Genomic DNA, 19400 nt, shown 5'->3' with positions numbered 1-19400 from the left:
CGGTTATTCCTCCTGTGTGTTCGTTTTTGGTTTTCCTAAAAATTTGGGTTGAAACTTGCTGAGTACGGCAGGCAATATGGTAAGCGCTCCTGCCGATGCCGTGACCATTGTGAATACCGTGAGCCCACCGAGTACCTGAATCGGACGAAAGCTGGAGAAGAGGAGGGCAATAAATCCCATGCTGACGGCGACAGCATTAAAGAAGATTGCTTTGCCGGTTGTCTGCGTGGTGAGGATGGCGGCCTGATCGTAATCGCCTGTTCGTTCGACCTCCAGTTTGTATCGCGAGAGAAAATGGATGCTGTAATCCACCCCGATCCCGATTGCCATACTCGCAAGCATAGTGGTCGCGGTATCCAGAGGGATTCCAAACCAGCCCATGAGCCCAAAGTTGATCGCAATAGTCAGTGTCAGGGGGATAATGCTGAATCCTCCGGCTGCTATCGATCGGAATATGAGAGCAATTACCAACCAGACTAATCCCAGTGAAGTAATCAAGCTCCATATCTGTCCTCGCACTAATAGATCGGTGAGCACCTTGAACAGGTAAGAGGAGCCGGTCACTTCGACCGACATACTGTCCGCATGCGAGGCAGTATACTCTTCAATATCCTCAACTAAGGTACCCAGCTCACTACTGCCCACCGATTCCATGCGGATACTCACATTGGCCTGCCGGTAATCGTAGTCCACCACCTGCTCGAAATCGCTGGGATCCCCGGACATAGTGTAGAGCAGGATTTCCTGCGCCACGGCATCCCGGGTTGCCGGTATTGTCCTGAACTCGGCGGCATTGTTATTAAGCGCCTTGTTGATTTCAGCAACATAGTCTGCTATCGAGATGGAATAACCCACGTGATCGAGCGACTCGGCGTATTCCTGAATCTCGAGCATCTGGTTAAGAACGGCGGGACTTTTAATATCGCCCTGGATATAGAGTGAGAGATTCTCAGAGCCGCCGAAGTGCTGATTAATAACTGCCGTGGCCTGCCGGATTTCGCTCTCCGGCTTGAAAAACCGGAGTGTGTTTGTCTCAACAAAGAGCCACGGAAAGCCGGCAACGGACAGAAGAAGCAACAGGGCGCCGGTGATGATTACCATTTTCTTGTGACGGAGGGTGAATTTGGCTAACCCTTCCAATTGCCGGTCCAGCAGTCCGGGGGAGGCATTGTTATCTCTGGCATTGATATTTTTAGGCACCGGAAGTGTCATGAGAATTGCCGGGATAAACGTGATGGACAAAATCAGGGCACTGGCTACGCCAAATGCCGTGAATAATCCGAACTGCTGTACCTGCGTGACCTGAGAGGTTGCCAGCGCTGCAAAGCCAATCAGTGTGGTCAGTCCTGCCATGAGAATGGCCTTTCCGACGTGCGCCATTGCCCCGGTAATTGCTTCTGCTTTGGATTGATCCCCGACTAACTCTTCATAATATCCGTTAATGGCGTGGATACCATAGGCGCTGCCGATGGCGACCAAAAGGATCGGTAAAATGGTGCTGATCATCGCCATTGGGATACTCAGCAGCGCCATGAGTCCCAGCGTCCAGATAACGCTAATGAGGACGGTCAGCACGGGTAGTAAGACTCCCTGGAGACTCCGGAAACTGAAATACAGGCTGAGTAGTACCAGTAGTATGACAAATGGCAGGAGAGTGGTCAGGTCGTGTTTCATTGAATCCGCCATGACTGTATTGACCGCCGGAGCGCCGGCAATGGAGAAATCATCGTTGTTCGGTTGGCTGCGGATTACGGATTGAATTCCGCGATAGACTGTCGCATCATCGGCTTCCGGCGCCAGACGAATGATAAATCCGGCATACTCCCGGTTCTCAGAGATAATGGTTCCGGTATAAATGTCGGAGTCATCAATTTTTTGTCTGAGCGAGTCAATATCCGCCTGGCGCTTCGGCGGCTCCGGCATGAGGTCTTCCACCTCCAGACCGAACTCGGATCCACGCATATAGTTCGCCGTGGAAATACTGCGCACTTCAGTCACCCCGGACACCGCTTCGAACTCGTAAGTGATTTCATAGATCTGATCCAACACTGACGGAGAAAACAGGCTGTCGCTGTGAAGTGCTACAACCAGGATGTCTGTGCTGCCGAATGTCTCGCTGACTTTGTCGTAGGCCTGTTTGGCGGGATGATCCGCCGGTAGCATATTGTCTATGGAATTGTCGATGGACATCTTTGGCATCTGCCAGGCGAAAAAGCCGGTCAATCCCAGCGTCAGTATTACCACCATCCATCGATACTTCAAAACCCATTGTGTGAAAAGTTTCATATTCTCTCCTCTTATATTAGTAAGTATTTACTAACTTATAGATCAAAAAAATATTACCGTAAACCCTCCGATAAAATTTTCCAGAGATGGTCATAGTTGTCGGTCAGTGAGTATGACTGTCCAGCCAGCGTCCAGAGCATCACATTGGACTGGATGACACCCAGAAAGAGCATCGGGACCGCCTCCTCGTCGAGATCCTCCCGGAACTCACCCCTCTCTTTTCCGTGTCGGATGATGCTTGTGATATAATCCTGGTAATGCTCCATTATCGAACGGAGACGTTGCTGGAGTTTTGTGACGTCGGTATATAGCGCCTCAGAGAAAAGGATATGCGGCGTTCCGTGTTCTGCTTCGATAAATTCCAGATGGCGCTTCAGGGTTTCCTGCAATTGATCGCGTGCGGGCTGATCGTCGGCAACCTTTGTTCCGATATGTGCGAAAAGATTATGCCGTATCGAATCGATCATAGTAAGCAGAATTTCCTGCTTACTGGCGAAATGGCGGTAAATCGCCGCATCTGTTATCCCGACACTGTCGGCAATTTTTTGCACCGTGAGGTTATGCAGGCCTTCGGATACGATGATCTCCATAGTGGCCTGCACGATTTGCTGTTTCCGTATTTCCGTTGATTCCCGTGCCATAGTGGTCCTTTTTAGTTAGTGGTTACTAACCTAAGGTAATTCTCCGGTTTTGTAAAGAGAAATTTTATGAAGCGCTGCCATATTGATTTCTCTTTATCTTATTCCGCAGTCTGCTGGCGGTATCCGGCCTTTTTCAATTTGTCTCTGAAGGTTGTATGACAGTTGGTACATCCCTGCTGGACAATACGGTATTCCATAAGCACTGAGTGCATATTTTCCTGTTCTGCGGCTTTGCTGAGTGAGTCCGCGTGCTGATGCACAACTTTGTCAAACTTAGCGAAAGCCTGCATTTGATCGCCGAGTACAGATTTGATTTCCCGGCGCTGCTCCTGCGGTACCTTCGGATGAGTGGCGATCGCCTTGCCGCCCTCCGCAATCATCTGGTAATCCTCGTGCCATATCCCCTGACTGACCTGATACATGTCGATCGCCAGTTCATTCATCACATTTGTCAGTGGCTCAGTAGCCTTTTGTTGTCCATAAACAAGTGTTATCGATAATCCGAGGATAAGTACAATAATTGAAATCCTTTTTGGCATAACTGTCCTCCGTGAATCAATTGTAAGTTAACACTCACTAACATAAGAGCCCGAACTCAATTTGTAAAGAGATAATTTTATCCGATTATATAAAGCTAAACTTTTTTCGCAATTGTTAATTGAGCGGGAAGTGGGGAGAAGGATCGAAAATGTAAAGGTTTTGGTTCTTGCCCTTGTGACTCAAGGATTGGCTATTAATAATACATAAAGTTAACTTTCCGGAGATTACCATTTGTTCAAATTCCGGCTACACGAGTTGAGTGCCGTACCGGCAAGCCGGAGTCAGACAGCCGAATTCCTCTAGCTGTCACCCAACAGTCGTTCATACAAAAGGAATGTTGATGCCCCGTTTAAACTACATTTACAGCGATAAAGAGTTCACACCGTCTCCACCCACGGCAACCGATATTTCAAATACGCATCTTTAGTCGGCGGAAAGTCTTCCGGATTGTCCAGACTACCGGTGGTGATATCAATTTCGTTGGTGCGATCCACTCCTTCATACGTCAATGAAGAGCCGCAGTCGGGGCAGAAAGTCCTGTGAGCTTCTGTATCGGTCTTGTATCGAATTGGTTCGACTTTCGTCCACTTGAAAGAGGATTTATCCACTATTGTCCAGGCGACAGATTGCGCTCCGATTGCACGCCGACAGTTGTTGCAGTGACAGTTGGCGTTTATCCTCGGTTCGGCGGTGAATTCATATTGGATTTTTCCACAGTAGCAGCCGCCGGTCGTTTTGGTAAGGCTCATTTTTGTCTCCGGGTTTAGTTAGGCGTGAATACCCAAGTGTAGTGTTTTCGGCTGGAATAATTCAAGTTGAGAATTCAGCGATAAGATAATTCGGTTTCCGGAAAGTGATGAACTTGTGAACCAAAATAATCGCATGGTAGAGACGTGCTACAAGCATACGAAACTCAAATAAATTTGATTATAAAGTAGAGACGTTTCATGAAACGTCTCTGCCGATATCTGCCGAAGGTTCCGCTTCGCTGCATCTCCGGCTACTCTATTTACTTTCCGTCCCGGTAAGCCGGGACTAAAGTAGAATCCCGCCATTAGCGGGGTGGACTCTCACCATCCATATTTTCCCACTTTTAAAAATCAGTACATACCAGAATTACTATATTGAGAAATTTATATATAGTTAATCCGCTAACTCATTGGTATTAAAAGATCTCCCATCTCTGGCACAGTAATTGAAAACTGTATTGCGGATTTGAGAAAAATCTGTATTGGGCAATACAGGAATTTTATGCAATCAGCTAACTCAAAATTTATCTACCCCATCGGCGTAGTCGCCAAGCGATTGAATATCAGCGTGGAGACGATCCGTCTGTACGAGCGCGAGGAGCTCCTGCTCATCAATAAGATGCCGTCCGGGCATCGCCGGTTCTCGGAGAAGGATGTGGAGCGGCTCCTGTGCGTCCGCGATATGATTACCGAGAAGGGGCTCAATATCGAGGGCGTCCGGCGGATGATGTCCATGATCCCGTGCTGGAAGTATTATCCCGACTGCTCGCTGGAGGAGCATCCCGGTTGTCCGGCGTATACAACCTCAAAAGCCCCATGCTGGGCGCTGGAGGGCAAGCCGGAAGTCTGTGAAAATCAGGACTGCTACAACTGTCCCGTCTACCAGATGCACATCGAATGCGACCAGATCAAGTCGCTTTACCATATAGATACAGAACCGATGACATTTCAATCATTTGAGAGTTAAGGAGAACCTATGAAAGGCAAACTATGGTGGATCGGGATGTTTCTGCTGCTCTTTTTCGGCAGCATGTCCTCCGTCTACGCCCAGTGCGGCGCGTCCCTCTCCTCGTGCAAGACCTGTCACGAGGTAAAGCGAGCCATGCCGGTGATGACAAAGGGGGACTGGCACAAGGATCACTCCTTCGGCGATTTCTGTGAGTTCTGCCACGGCGGCAATACGGCATCCAAGGTGCAGGCGGAAGCCCACGAGGGCATTAATATGATTCCGGTGAAGACACCGGGCAATACCTGTAGTTCCTGCCATCCGGATGATTACAACGATCGGGCGCAGACCTACGCAGAGATTCTGAACGTGGAGATTGACGAATCCGGTGGCGGTGCAGAACAGACTGCTTCCAACGATGTCGCCACGGATGCACCCGCCGAAGAGAAGTCTTCTGGTGAATCGACGAATATTGCTAAATCCGAACCGGTCACTTCGGTTTCGGTGCCCAGCGGCGGAGAAGTGGTCGACTTCAACGAACTGTTAAACGAAGACCCCGACGAGCATCCTATCAATACCGGAAACGCAATCCTCATCGTTCTGATTATTGGACTGAGTATCGTCTTCCTTGGCATGTACTGGGGATTCAACCGGGATGAGATCAAAGCGAAGGTGAAGAAGATTGCCGATGAAACGTCCGATGCTGACGACGAATCGCAAACACTCTCATCGGACGAGTCCAGAGACGAATTGATCGCAGTGCTGGAGCGGCGTCCGAATCTCAGGCAACTCTTCTATCAGCTACAGGATGCCGATCCTCTGGTAATTGATGCGCTTATTTCCATCACCAGCCAGAATGGCGAATCGGAGAAGCTTATCAAATCGCTGGGAAGAGTCGACATGGAATTGCTGAAGAGAATGCAGACGCTCAACGACAGCGAGCTGGACGTGCTCTTGACGCTCGCCCGGAAGATGTAGGAGGACATTATGGACTGGATAATTGAACAGATGCGCAAGAAAACCTGGTCGCCCTACGCAGCCGGTGTCTTCTTCGGACTGGTAAACGTGCTGGCGCTCATTATGATCAGCAAGCCGCTGGGGGCGTCATCAGCGTTTGGCAAACTAGTGGGGCTCGGACTGAGTGGTGTTTTCCCGAAAGCGGTGGACATCATGTACTTCAAATTTGTGGCGCCGCCTGCGGTAAACTTTACCGTTATTATACTGCTCGGCGTGGTCATCGGCGGATTCATTTCTTCAAAGATGAGCGGTGATTTCCGTTGGCGAACCGTCACCGATGAACAGTGGATCGACATGTTCGGTCCCGCAATATGGAAAAAATGGGTCGTGGCGTTCCTCGGTGGCATTATCCTGGAGTTTTCAGCCGGACTCGCCGGCGGATGCACCAGCGGACTCGCCATATCCGGCACCATGCAGCTGGCGCCCTCAGGGCTCATTTTTATCGGGGGACTTTTTACTACAGGGATCCTGACATCGCTGCTGATCTATGGGAAGAAGTGGTAAGTCCAATAAACAAGATTAAGAGTAAGATTACGATTATGATTAAGATGAATAAGGACAAAAAATTATGGAACTGACACTGTGGGAATTTATCTGGAGTCTGATTCTTGGGATCGCCTTCGGGATCGCGCTGCAGAAGGCGCAACTCACCAAGTACAGTAAGATCGTTAACGTGTTCCGCTTCAAAGATCTGTCGGTGCTCAAGTTTATGCTGACCACGCTGATCACCGCCATGCCGCTGATATTTATTCTGAAGGGTATGGGAGCGCTGAGTCTGTCCAACGTGAATCCGACCTACTTTCTCGGGAATTTTGTCGGCGGAGCAATATTTGGCGTCGGGATGGCGGCAGCGGGATTTTGTCCCGGCACAGTTGCAGGAGGCATAGGACAGGGCAGCCTGGATTATCTCATTCCCGGCGGACTGGGATTTCTGACCGGCGCATACATCTTTGGACAGACCTACACGTCGGTATTTACCAAACTCTCCAGCATCGGGAACATCGGCTCCATCACCATCCCGGAATGGCTGGACGTCAACCAGTGGCTGTTCATCTTTTTCTTTGTGCAGATGACGCTGGTGCTGTTTTACTTCCTGGAGAAGAAGGGTATTAAGTAAGGAAAAAATAGCACGCAGATGACGCAGAAACGGCAGGATGAACACAGATGAAAAACGAAAGACGAAAACAATAAAATTTATTACATGCTTTTTATCAGCGGTCATCTTTTTAATCAGCGTCATCTGCGTGCAAAGTTGTTAATCGAATAACAAAGGCAACAACATGAGTAAGGATGAGAGAGACGATATTGTGCAATATTCCATGTCACGGAGGAAGTTCCTCGGGCTGAGTGCCGCTGGTGCGGCTGGCGCGTCGCTGACGGGACTCGGCTTTGACAAGCTCCAGGCGTACGCCGCCAAACATGGGGACGTAGCAAAGACCACCATCCCCGATGGCGAAGTCCACACGCTATGCGAAATGTGCGTCTGGCGTTGTGGAGTGATTGCCAAGGTGCGGGACGGCAAAATCACCAAACTGGAGGGCAATCCAGACCACCCGCACTCGCGCGGGAAACTTTGTCCGCGGGGACAGGCCGGACTCGGCATGACCTACGATCCGGATCGGGTGAAGACACCGCTGATCCGCGTCGGCAAACGCGGCGAGGGGAAATTCCGCAAGGTGACCTGGGAAGAGGCGCTGGATTACACCGCCGCCCGGATGAACGAACTCAAGGAGAAGTACGGCGCGGAGTCGATGATCTTCTCCACCACGCACAACCTGATCCAGCAGCAGTTCGAGAATCTGTTGCGGGCGTACGGGAGTCCCAATTACGGCACCCAGCGCGGACTCTGCTTTAACGCGATGATCACCGCCAACAGCCTCACCTGGGGACTGGATGAACCAGGACGGGACTACAGTGACACCGATTACGTCATCTATACCGGACGGAATCTTATGGAAGCGATCTCCAACTCTGAGACACAGGATCTGGTGGAGGCATTAGCGAAGGGCGCGAAGGTTGTTGTCCTTGATCCGCGGTTTACCAAGACGGCAGCGCGGGCGACGGAGTGGGTGCCGATCAAGCCGGGCAACGATCTGGCGTTTTATCTCGCTATGTTGCACGAGATTATCAAGAACGACTGGTACGATCACGAATTCGTGGAAGAGTACACCCACGGATTTGACCAACTGGCAAAGGAAGTCCGGCAGTACACGCCCGAGTGGGCAGAACAGCGGTGCGATGTACCCGCTGAGAACATCCGTAGGATCGCCCGGGAATTCTCCGTGGCGGCGCCGAGAGCATTTGCCCATCCCAACTGGCGCACGTCCAACTTCGAGAACTCGTTCCAGACAGAGCGCGCTATTGCCATACTGAATGCTATTTGCGGATGCTGGTCGCAACCCGGTTCGCTGCAACCGGCAGCAGGCGAGGGCGAAGGTGTGGAACTGGGAGGCATCCCGCAGCCGCCGTATCCCAGAGTGAGAGCATTGCGACTGGACGGCGTTCCGTGGCAGCATCCGGTAGTGCCGCTGAAACTCGGCATTTTCCAGAAAAACCGCGATGCCATCCTCACCGGGAAACCGTATCAGGCGCACGGTTGGTTCATCTACAGACAGAATCCGCTGAGTTCCATCTCCGATCGGCGCAAGACGCTGGAGGCGTTCTCCAAACTCGACTTCATCGTGACCATCGACATCATCATGAACGACACCGCGTATTACTCGGACGTCATCCTGCCGGAAGCCACCTACCTGGAGCGCTACGATCCGCTCATGGTCATGGAGGACTCGGTCTTCATCCGGCAGCCGGTCATCGAGCCTCTTTTCGACTCCAAGCCGGGACTCTGGATTTTCCAGGAGATCGGCAAGCGACTGGGACTCGAAGAGTACTTCCAGTACGAGGGCGAGGAGGACTACATCACACAGCAGATCAAGCCACTGGATGTCACTCTGGATGAACTCAAGAGCAAGGGACATTTCACCGTAGAGAAGGAGCACGCTGCGGAGCATTCTGATGAACTCCACTTCGGCACCAAGACCGGAAAGGTGGAACTTTCGTCTACAGTGCTGGAGCAGTTGGGAATGAAAGGCGTCCCGCACTGGCAGGAGCCGATGACGCCATCGGAGAACCAATTCTATCTGCTTACCGGAAAGGTCGCAACTCATACCCAGTTTGCCACGCAGAACAACGAATATTTGCACGATCTTTTCCCGGAGAATCCGCTCTGGATCAACACCAGGGAGGCGGAAAAGCGCGGAATTGAAAATGGCGACGACATCTATGTGGAGAGCGAAATCGGGAAGGTGAAGACCAAGGCGTATGTCACCGAGGGAATCCGCCCGGACAGCGTCTTCATGGTGGCAGGATTCGGGCACGTTTCCAAAGGACTACGCACAGCGTTTAACGAAGGCGTAAGCGACTCGGATCTGCATAAGTCATATACCGATCCGGTTTCCGGAAGCCAGGCGCTGTCTCAGACATTCGTCAAAGTGTACAAAGCATAAACGGGAATAGATTATGGCAACGAAGCGATTTGCATTTGTGATTGAAACGGAACGCTGCATCGACTGCAAGGCGTGCATGGTCTCCTGCTCGGTGGAAAACAACGTGCCGGTGGGACATCACCGGAACTGGGTGCATCAGATCGGCATCAAGGGCACGTTCCCGGATGTGGGGATGTCCTTTGAGCCGGGACAGTGCATGCACTGTGAGAATCCGCCGTGCGAGCGGGTCTGTCCGGTGGGCGCTACCTATCGTCGGGATGACGGTTTGGTGATGGTAGATCAGGATGTCTGTATCGGGTGCAAGTACTGTATCGAAGCGTGTCCGTACGACGCGCGCTATTTCAACGAAGAGACTGGGGTCACCGATAAGTGTACGGCGTGCGTCCACCGCGTCTACCAGGGCGAGGAGCCCGCGTGTGTGGCGACCTGCATCGGCGATGCACGGCATTTTGGTGATATCAACGATCCCGGCAGCAAGGTCTCCAAACTGCTGGCGACCAACGATTATTATCGCGTTTACGAGGCCGCAGGTACCGAGCCGGCGGTGTATTATATCTACAAGGGAGGACGAAAAGCATGACGGAATTCCACTGGAACTGGCTCATCGTCAACTACCTCTTTTTAGCAGGGATAAGCGCCGGCGCATTTGCCACATCCGGACTGGCAAACTACTTGGGAGGACAGAAGTACGGCACCGTCGCAAAGGTCGGCGCCTACATCGCGCCATTCCCGGTAATTATCGGCACGTCGCTACTCCTGTTTGACCTGGGGAAACCGCTCAGGTTCTGGCGGCTTTTTGCAGGGATTCAGTGGACGTCTCCCATGTCCATCGGAAGCTGGCTGCTCAGCATCTTCATCGTCATTAGCCTGGCTTATTTCCTGCTCTGGCTCCCGAAACCGTACAGCAATTTCGTGCGTGTGCCGCGATCACTCAAGGATATCATCAGATTGAAAAACTGGACAAAACTCACACCAGGGGAAAACTGTCGCTGGCGCCTCATTCTCGGAGCAGTTGGATTACCACTCTCGGTCGGCGTAGCGATGTATACCGGTGTGCTGCTCGGAGCCGTCCCGGCGCGTCCGTTCTGGAACACGCCCATGGTGGCACAGCTGTTTCTCTTCTCGGCGATGTCCACCGGCGTCGGTGCAATCCTGGTGATCAGCGCCATCATGACACGACACTCGGAATCGTATCACGAGAAGGTGCTGCTCAACTCCGTAGATACGGTACTGATTGTGTTCGAGATTTTTATGATTATCCCGTTTCTGCTGCACCAGACGCTGTCCACATGGAGCCACAAAGAAGCAGTCGGACTGATCATGGGTGGCGAATTCACAGCGCAGTTCTGGATCGGCGTTATCCTCATCGGGATACTGATACCGCTGTCCATTGAAATTTACGAGTTGTGGCATCTGGTGGTGAAAAAGCACATGCCAAAGATGCGCATTAATCTCGGTATGATAAGTGGCGGCTTGGTTATTATCGGTGGGCTAATGTTACGGTACGTATTTGTTTATGCCGGACAGGTATCGCACTTTTTGCCGCATTATTAAATGAATTCACTTTAGGCGAGAGAGATGACAGTATTGAACCATAAATTCCTCGAAAAGCCGCTCTTCGACAAGCTCAGAGTGACTTTCCGAGGCGTCATCCTGAGCTTGTCGAAGGATAAGACGCCGGTGAAAACCTGAAAAAGACGTATAGAGGAGTCACTGTGAGTTCGTCGAAGAGTGAACTCCCCGGGAAGAAGAATGAGTCATTTCGAGGGAGCCCCGATTTTAATCGGGGCGATTCGAGAAATCTCATTAAAAAATATTCCGGAGAAAAAATGATGAGATCTTTCGACTCCATCCCCGGCAACTGCCGGGGATTCCGCTCAAGATGACTTTTCTTAGTGAATGGTAGGAGGCTTATGAGTAAATCGAAAACTAAATCCGTCCTCCTCAAATTCCTGTTGCACCTTCATCCGCCGCGGATTCCGGAATCGTCGACGAAGTTCAGTTATACGTTCGGTTTAGGCGGACTGGCAATTTTCTCGTTCTTGCTGACGACCATCACCGGGATTGTTCTGTTGTTTCAGTATTCACCGACGCCGGAGAGCGCCCACGCCTCCATGGAACAGATCGCCACGGTGATTCCATATGGCTGGTACATTCGGAATCTGCATTTCTGGTCGGCACAGGTACTGGTGATCACAGCGGTGCTTCACATGCTCAGAATCGTGCTGACCGGCGGCTACCTCAGGGGACGATCGTTCAATTTCCAGATCGGACTGATTCTGTTAGTATTGTTGTTTATTACCGATTTTACGGGGTTCCCCCTCCGGAGGGATGCAGAATCACATTGGGCGCTGGTCGTTGGGACGAACCTGATTAAGACCATTCCGGTGATTGGAGCAGGGTTATATGAGTTCATCGTCGGCGGAGCTGAAATCACCGGTACCACTTTGCTGCGATTCTACGGCTGGCACATCTTCGGTCTGCCGTTCATCGCGACAATTCTGGTTGTCTATCACATCTATCGGATACGCAAGGACGGCGGGATTTCGAGGAAAAAGGGCAATTCGCGTCCGGCGTCGATTACCAGAGAGCAGCTGGTGAAGAAGGAAGTGCTGTTTATGCTCGCGGCACTCGTTGGACTGATCCTTCTCTCCGTCTTCTGGACGCCTCACCTCGGATTATCCGTTGAGAGTAGTCCGCAGCTCACAGAAGTCCAGGCGCCGTGGATATTTTTGGGCATCCAGTTTCTGCTCCGGTATCTGCCCCCAGTTATTGCTGGGATAGTGATCCCTATTGCGATTCTGATATTCTGGGCGGCGATGCCGTACCTCGACAAAAAGGATGATCTTCAAGGAATCTGGTCGCCTGAACCGCGAAAGCGCTTTTGGTTAACATTTGTGTTAACGCTGGCATTCATTGGCGGCACGATGCTGGCGGAGGTGGTGGTATAATCTCAAGCGCTGGCAGCCCTGCAGGGCTGCCAACGCACATTTCATAATGAAAAGTATTAATACAAATACCACCTACATGCTCACAGCCATCCTGCTCATCCTCGCCAGTTATCTGGTCTACCAAAAAGAGAGCAGAACAGATTGGAAACAGTATCAGAACGAGTACTATTCGCAGGCGAGTCTGTCAGATTCTGCAGATATTAAGATCATCTCGATAACACCGACGCTCACCGGCGAACCGGAACTGTGTCTGACCTGCCACACAGGTGTAGAGCAGATCAGCGAATCCCATCCGGTGGAGTCGTTTGGATGCACGACATGCCACGGTGGCAACGGGATGACGCTGGACAAGGATCGCGCCCACGCCTCGCTAATCGGTGGAAGAAATCCGTCAGGACTTTCCACAGCAAGACAGAGTTGCGGAATGAGTCCCACAGGCGTGGCGTGTCACACCGGATTCACCGGCGACGAGTCCTGGCGCAACATGATCGATCGGGTGGAAAGAAGTCTTCAGGCAACAGAAGCCGGTGCAATCGCGCAGGTGCGTTATACATTTGGAATCTCTCGATCGCTGCATCCGGAATACGGAACGAGGGCTGTAAAGGATGATTCGGTGATGAATCCGGATTTTCCGAACAAACTCGGCGATATCTTTGTAAAAATTGAGCAGGATTCCATCTCTGGAAACCTTCATCCAATGGAGGCAAAGTTCGTGAAAAACTGTCTCACATCTGGGTGTCATCTGAACAGCGAGGGCATCGACAAAGAGTACTATCACCGCTCCAGCGGTTGCGCTTCGTGTCATATTCTCAGCGACAAAGACGGACTATACAAAGGTGTAGATGTGACGATTGATGCTGCCGAGCCGGGACACGGAAAAGCACACGAAATGACCGTTTCGATTCCTTATACCCAGTGTAATCACTGCCACAATCGCGGCATATATTCGCTGAAGCAGATGGAGTTCATCGAGCGGGACGACCTCGATCCGCGTGCGATGCAGTTTATGTCCAAACAGGAGCGGCGCCACAAAGATTATTACATCCCGATGGCACAGTATGCATCGTGCGAGGTGACGCTGGACTGCATCGACTGTCATACCCACAACGAGATTATGGGCAATGGTGATATCTATCCTGAGAAGAAAGCCGCTGTGGAAGTCCAGTGCGCCACCTGTCACGGCACAATCGAATCGCCACCGGAGTTTGCGGTGATAAAGTCGCTGGAGCAGGAAGATGTGTTCATCGCGGATATCAACGAACACATCTCACCACAGGTTGGCGACACCGTGGCGGTTACGAAACGCGGAACACTGTTTCCTTCGGTGAAAAAAGTGGACGGACGGTGGCAGCAGACCTTGAAGGTGGATGGAACGTTGTATCCTGTTCCGCTGGCGTACGGATCTGCCTGCGAGCAGAATGTCGAAGAACAGGATTCGCCCAGTTGCCACCAGTGTCACGATGAGAGCGATAAATCAAATCTGATTGGGATGCAATGATGAGCGAAAAACAAATAAATAGCACTGTGTCCAAAGGCGACAGTCGCCGGAGTTTCCTGAAAAAAGTTGCCGGTGTCTTTTTGTTGGGCGGACTCTTTTCCCAGGGATGGTTTGCACTCAGGTCAATGAATTCGCCGGGAATCCAGCGAGCAGTCAATCGCTATAAACTCGGGAAACCGGAAGATTTCCAGGACGGTTTTACCTTCATCGAACACGCGAAGGTTTTTGTGGAAAAACAGGGCGATGAATACGCGGCACTCTCCGCAGTTTGCACTCATCTGGGATGCACTTTAAAAAAAGAGAACGAGGGTACTTCCCAATATTTCCAGTGTCCGTGTCACCGTTCAAAATTCAACGCGGATGGTAAAAATATTGCTGGGCCAGCGAACAAACCGCTGCAGTATCTCGAATTGTTAATCAGTCCTGATGACGGGCAGTTGATGGTTGATTTAAGTAGTCCTATTGGGAACCGGAAGGCATTGGTCGTATAATCTATCCTTACTTGCATGCCTGATTAAAGCCCGGTTCATAATAAATTTCATTGTTATCTTTATTGCACTTTTTTTTTAGAAATCCCAAAGGGATCCCTACGGGGAAAGTGCTAAAAAATCGGGCTGGAACATTCCTTTCTAGAACGACTACATTGGGTTCCGGGAGGAATACGAAACTCCCCCGGCAAGCCGGGGTCAAACAGTCGAATTCCTCTGGCCGTCACCCAACAGTCGTTCCTACAAAAGGAATGTTGAGGCCCATAGATATATCGTACAGGGTAACTTTTCGTACCGTCGGGATTTTTTTCCCGCCTGTGGCGGCATGGAGTAAATTCGAAGGGCCCGGGATGTAGTGAAACGGAATCCTGGGTAAAGTTAAAAAAAGCTAGCGCCAACAGCCCTATAAGGGAATGTCGGCGCCAAGAATTTTCTCACTTTTGGTATCCGGTTTTTAAATGTAACAATTTTCATCTTGTTTTTTTATTTATAAAAGTGTTGAAAATGCCGTATTTAAAGGGGTTCCGTCACATCCTGTTTTTACCGGAATACATTTTGCTCTTTTTATTATCTGAGAAATTTCAATCCGAATATCTACATATTTCCCATCCGTGAATTGCATCAAAAGTCCGGATGGGATACCACAATTAAGCAAGATTGCAGGAGTCTATTATGGGTGATAACGGAGCCGGAAACGGCATATCCCGCCGGAAGTTTCTGAAGGGATTCGGCACCGGCATGGTCGGCAGTACCGTGATTCTGAACAGTTTGGGCGCTGCCACCAAAGAAGAGAAAGAGCAGATGCGCGAGTATCTGCAGAACGCCGAACCGCTGACCCTGACCGTCAATGGTAAAAAACATCGGCTGATGGTAGAGGCACGGACGACCCTTGCGGAGGTTCTGAGAAATCATCTCCAGCTGACCGGCACGAAAATCGTATGCAACCAGGGTGAATGCGGCGGCTGTACTGTTCTGCTGGACGGGATGGCTATTTACAGCTGCCATCTGTTGGCGCTGGACGCTGCCGGAAAATCCGTCACAACTATCGAGGGACTGTTGACCGGCGAAGAACTCCATCCGCTGCAGGAAGCGTTTGTGGAGAAGGACGGGCTCCAGTGTGGATTCTGCACGCCGGGTCAAATTATGGCGGCGAAAGAACTGCTGGCGAAAAATCCTAAGCCGACCCGGAAGGAAATTCAGCACGGGATGGCGGGCAATATCTGTCGCTGTGCTGCCTATCCAAAGATAATCGAATCGGTGGAGTACGCCGCCGGTGTGAGCAATTCGAAATAATTCCAGGGCAATCCGGAGAAAAAAATGGCAAAAAAGATAGTCAAATCACGGTTCTACTTCGAAGAGGGCTTCCAGGAGCATTTGGCCGAGGTCTCAACCGACAGCCCCAAATCGTGGGGCGATAACGATACACTGGAAATCGTCGGAAAGCCGGTCTCCCGAATTGACGGGTATGACAAAGTGAGCGGCACAGCGGTCTACGCTTTTGACAAGATTTCCCCAAAGATGACTTATGCGCGGACGCTCCGCTGTCCTCATCCCCATGCGAAAATCAAGTCTATCGATTCCAAAGCGGCGGAGAAGGTGCAGGGTGTCCTGAAAATCCTGACACACAAAAACGCGCCCAAAATTCCATGGTATGGAATGAGTTACCTGTTTGATCCGCACCTGCGGTTCGAGGGCGATGAGGTAGCGGTTGTGGTCGCCGAAACCGAACAGATTGCGGAAGATGCGCTCAAACTCATCCAGGTGGAATACGAAAAATTACCGTTCGTCACGGATGCTGGCGCTGCCATGGAGGACAGTGCGCCACAAATCCATGATTCCGGAAACATCGCTGGCGGCGAGCCGGACAGGTACAGCCGTGGAGATATAGAGGAGGGATTTGGTGCGGCAGATTTCGTCCAGGAAGATACCTTCAACACGCAGGTCGTCATCCATAATCCCACAGAAGTCCACTGCAGCACGGTCAACTGGGACGGCGACGATCTGGTGGTCTGGGATTCCACCCAGGGCATATTCGGCGTGCGGGATACGGTGGCGAGATCCCTTAAAATTCCGGCCAACAAGGTACGGATTATCAAAAAGTACATGGGCGGCGGATTCGGCGCCAAACTGACCACCGGTAAATACACAGTCATGGCGGCGCTGGCAGCCAGAGATATCGGTCGACCGGTGAAGATTGCGGTGGATCGCAGGGCAATGAATCTCGCTGTCGGCAACCGCCCGGATTCTGTTCAGACATTGAAAATTGGAGCGAAGAAGGACGGTACGCTCACCGCAATATCACATTCTTCGTACGGTGCTGCTGGCGCATATCCCAGCGGCGCGGGATGCAGCTGGCCGGCGCGTTCCATGTACCAATGCCCTAATGTGTTTACAGAGGATTACACTGTGTTCATCAACGCCGGGCCGGGCAGACCGTTTCGCGCGCCGGGGCATCCCCAGGGGACGTTCGCGCTGGATTCCATCCTGGATGACGTGGCCGAAAAACTGGATATCGACCCCATGGAATTCCGCTTACGCAATTTCGCTGAGCAGGATCAGGTCTCGAATCAACCGTACACGAGTAAACTCTTGAAAGAAGCATACGAAAAAGGCTCGCAAGCCATCGGATGGGAGAAGCGTCGCAGTCCAGCAGGTTCTGATGAAGGTCCAATAAAATCCGGGATCGGTATGGCGTCGCAGATCTGGTGGGGCGGAGGCGGCCCGCCGGCCGGAGCGACTATTCGTCTTAATAGGGACGGCAGCATCCGGGTCATCGCCGGGACGCAGGATATCGGCACCGGCACCTACACCATCATGGCGCAGGTCGCGGCGGAAGTCCTGGAAATTCCCATGGAAAAAGTTGAAGTCATTTTGGGCGATACTGCGGTGGCGCCCTACTGCGGCGGCAGCGGCGGCAGTACTACGGCGGCGTCGGTTACTCCAGCTGTCCGTAATGCCGCAGAAAAGATGAAGGCGAAACTCATCTCCGGGGCTGCGGCTGTGCTGGAGGTGCCGGAAAATCAATTGACCTACAACGATGGCGTGATCACCGATTCCAATGATGGGGAGACCCGTATCACAATTTCTGAGATCGTTCGGGAGCTCCGGGAGCAGGTGCTGATCACTAACGGCGCCCGTGGCGAAAATCCCGACGGATACTCGGTGCAGACGTTCGGCGCCCAGTTTGCGGATGTGTCGGTGGATACGGAGACGGGAATCGTAACGGTCAACCGAATTGTCGCATCCCACGATATCGGTCGCGTCCTGAACCGGAAGACGCTGGAGAACCAGTTTCACGGCGGGATGATCCAGGGCATGAGCTACGCGCTGATGGAGGAGCGGGTCATTGATCAGAATACCGGCAAGGTGCTCACCACCAACCTCCACAACTACAAACTCCCCACAGTGAAGGACATCCCGGAGATGGAGATCATCATTGTGAGCGAATCCGATGATATGGTGAATAGCACAGGCGTCAAGGGCATCGGCGAGCCGGCGATTATTCCGACGGCTGCAGCCATCGCTAATGCGGTGTACAACGCCATCGGCGTGCGGATTAAGAGCCTGCCGATTACGCCGGATAAGGTGCTAAATGCGCTATACGGATGAGACAACTACAATAGCACGCAGATGACGCAGAAAAAACCGATTTACACAGATAAAAAATTAAAGATAGTTTGTATATCAGCGGTAATCTACCCAATCTGCGTTCCCCGACTTGTCGGGGACAGCGTGCAATTAAGTCAATAACAAAAGGTATCTGACATGCGAAATTTCAAATATCTCCAACCGAAAACGCTGGACGAAGCCAGCACACTCCTTGCTGAGTCAGGAACCGGTGCCCTGCCCATGGGCGGCGGGACGGATCTGCTGGGAATACTCAAAGAAGACATCGCCGCTCCGGAAAAAGTGGTGAATCTGAAGTCCGTCCCGGGGATGCGGGAAATTCAGTATTCCAAAAGTGACGGTCTCACCATCGGCGGACAGGTGACGATTACGGAGATTGCTGAGAGCGATGCCATCCCGGAGCAGTATAAGATTTTGACCGAAGCGGCCAACGTCATCGCATCGCCGCAGCTCCGGAATGTCGGAACTCTGGGCGGGAATCTCTGTCAACGACCGCGTTGCTGGTATTTTCGCGGGGATTTCGACTGTCTCCGAAAAGGCGGTGACGTCTGCTATGCGGTCGGCGGTGAGGATAAGTATCACTGTGTCATCGGCGGCGGTCCGTGCTTTATCGTCCATCCGTCGGATATGGCGGTGGCGCTGCTGGCTTTGGATGCACGAGTAGAGATTTTTTCTGCCGGAAGCTCCAAAACGATTCCGCTTAGCGAATTTTTCGTCTTGCCCAACGAAGATTACACTGTGGAAAATATCCTGGAACAGGGAGAAATCGTGACGAAGGTGCACGTTCCGACGCTGCCGAATAACGCCAAAAGTCATTACATCAAGATCATGGAGCGGCAAGTCTGGGATTTCGCCGTGGTGAGCATAGGTGCGGTTGTCCGCGGAAATTCCCGGAAGATAGACTCCGGCCGGATCGCGTTCGGCGGCGTGGCGCCGGTGCCGTGGACGGAAGCCGAATTGAATAATGCGATCGCCGGACTCTCAACGGATGAGGTATCTTTGGAAAAACTGAAATCGGTGGCGCTAAAAGATGCGGCTCCCATGGACAAGAACGCCTACAAGGTGCCGTTGGCGCGAAACCTGGTGAAGCGGGTGTTGCGGGAACTGAGTTAAAACGGCGAAGATCCACCGCAGAGACGCAGAGGTCACAAAGA

At 51.7% G+C, this 19400-nt stretch carries 17 protein-coding genes; 13 read left to right on the top strand and 4 right to left on the bottom strand.

Going from position 1 to position 19400, the window contains the following annotated elements; genetic code table 11:
- Window positions 1-3 precede the first annotated feature (3 nt).
- The 4 genes from K9N57_11290 to K9N57_11275 form a co-directional block, all read right to left on the bottom strand.
- Window positions 4-2286 (bottom strand): MMPL family transporter, encoded by a 2283-nt coding sequence (locus tag K9N57_11290; protein ID MCF7804766.1) that lies wholly within the window; start codon window positions 2284-2286, stop codon window positions 4-6.
- Between the two features lie 53 nt (window positions 2287-2339).
- Window positions 2340-2927: a TetR/AcrR family transcriptional regulator gene (locus tag K9N57_11285; GenBank protein MCF7804765.1), complete on the bottom strand. Its 588-nt coding sequence runs from the start codon at window positions 2925-2927 to the stop codon at window positions 2340-2342.
- A gap of 98 nt (window positions 2928-3025) precedes the next feature.
- The gene (locus K9N57_11280) at window positions 3026-3466 is read right to left on the bottom strand and encodes a hypothetical protein (protein MCF7804764.1); all 441 of its coding nucleotides are present in this window, start codon (window positions 3464-3466) and stop codon (window positions 3026-3028) included.
- Between the two features lie 378 nt (window positions 3467-3844).
- Window positions 3845-4216 (bottom strand): GFA family protein, encoded by a 372-nt coding sequence (locus K9N57_11275; GenBank protein ID MCF7804763.1) that lies wholly within the window; start codon window positions 4214-4216, stop codon window positions 3845-3847.
- 502 nt (window positions 4217-4718) lie between these two features.
- Between K9N57_11275 and K9N57_11270 the strand changes: the two genes are divergently transcribed.
- The 13 genes from K9N57_11270 to K9N57_11210 all read left to right on the top strand — a co-directional run bounded on the left by K9N57_11270 (window position 4719) and on the right by K9N57_11210 (window position 19359).
- Window positions 4719-5183, top strand: coding sequence for a MerR family transcriptional regulator (locus tag K9N57_11270; GenBank protein ID MCF7804762.1), 465 nt, complete (start codon window positions 4719-4721; stop codon window positions 5181-5183).
- A 9-nt stretch (window positions 5184-5192) separates the two neighbouring features.
- Window positions 5193-6140 (top strand): hypothetical protein, encoded by a 948-nt coding sequence (locus K9N57_11265; protein MCF7804761.1) that lies wholly within the window; start codon window positions 5193-5195, stop codon window positions 6138-6140.
- A gap of 9 nt (window positions 6141-6149) precedes the next feature.
- Window positions 6150-6683 (top strand): YeeE/YedE family protein, encoded by a 534-nt coding sequence (locus K9N57_11260; protein ID MCF7804760.1) that lies wholly within the window; start codon window positions 6150-6152, stop codon window positions 6681-6683.
- 64 nt (window positions 6684-6747) lie between these two features.
- On the top strand, window positions 6748-7296 hold the full coding sequence (locus K9N57_11255) for a YeeE/YedE family protein (GenBank protein MCF7804759.1): 549 nt from the start codon (window positions 6748-6750) through the stop codon (window positions 7294-7296).
- Between the two features lie 202 nt (window positions 7297-7498).
- The gene (locus K9N57_11250) at window positions 7499-9682 is read left to right on the top strand and encodes a molybdopterin-dependent oxidoreductase (GenBank protein MCF7804758.1); all 2184 of its coding nucleotides are present in this window, start codon (window positions 7499-7501) and stop codon (window positions 9680-9682) included.
- 13 nt (window positions 9683-9695) lie between these two features.
- The gene (locus K9N57_11245) at window positions 9696-10262 is read left to right on the top strand and encodes a 4Fe-4S dicluster domain-containing protein (protein ID MCF7804757.1); all 567 of its coding nucleotides are present in this window, start codon (window positions 9696-9698) and stop codon (window positions 10260-10262) included.
- On the top strand, window positions 10259-11236 hold the full coding sequence (nrfD, locus tag K9N57_11240) for a polysulfide reductase NrfD (GenBank protein ID MCF7804756.1): 978 nt from the start codon (window positions 10259-10261) through the stop codon (window positions 11234-11236). Before K9N57_11245 ends, nrfD begins: the two co-directional genes overlap by 4 nt.
- Window positions 11237-11595: 359 nt before the next feature.
- A complete protein-coding gene (locus K9N57_11235; GenBank protein MCF7804755.1) occupies window positions 11596-12633 on the top strand; it encodes a cytochrome b N-terminal domain-containing protein in 1038 nt (345 codons plus the stop codon).
- A 46-nt stretch (window positions 12634-12679) separates the two neighbouring features.
- Complete coding sequence (locus tag K9N57_11230) at window positions 12680-14131, top strand: hypothetical protein (GenBank protein MCF7804754.1); 1452 nt, start codon at window positions 12680-12682, stop codon at window positions 14129-14131.
- The gene (locus K9N57_11225) at window positions 14131-14622 is read left to right on the top strand and encodes a ubiquinol-cytochrome c reductase iron-sulfur subunit (GenBank protein MCF7804753.1); all 492 of its coding nucleotides are present in this window, start codon (window positions 14131-14133) and stop codon (window positions 14620-14622) included. Before K9N57_11230 ends, K9N57_11225 begins: the two co-directional genes overlap by 1 nt.
- Before the next feature lie 669 nt (window positions 14623-15291).
- Window positions 15292-15912 (top strand): (2Fe-2S)-binding protein, encoded by a 621-nt coding sequence (locus tag K9N57_11220; GenBank protein ID MCF7804752.1) that lies wholly within the window; start codon window positions 15292-15294, stop codon window positions 15910-15912.
- 24 nt (window positions 15913-15936) lie between these two features.
- Window positions 15937-18228 carry a xanthine dehydrogenase family protein molybdopterin-binding subunit gene (locus tag K9N57_11215; GenBank protein MCF7804751.1) on the top strand — a complete coding sequence of 764 codons (2292 nt, stop codon included), beginning with the start codon at window positions 15937-15939 and terminating at the stop codon, window positions 18226-18228.
- Window positions 18229-18384: 156 nt separating this feature from the next.
- The gene (locus tag K9N57_11210) at window positions 18385-19359 is read left to right on the top strand and encodes a xanthine dehydrogenase family protein subunit M (GenBank protein ID MCF7804750.1); all 975 of its coding nucleotides are present in this window, start codon (window positions 18385-18387) and stop codon (window positions 19357-19359) included.
- Window positions 19360-19400 lie beyond the last annotated feature (41 nt).

This window comes from Candidatus Neomarinimicrobiota bacterium, assembly GCA_021734025.1.
Lineage (GTDB): Bacteria > Fidelibacterota > JAANXI01 > JAANXI01 > JAANXI01 > JAANXI01.
This window is presented reverse-complemented; position numbering and strand designations above follow the sequence as displayed.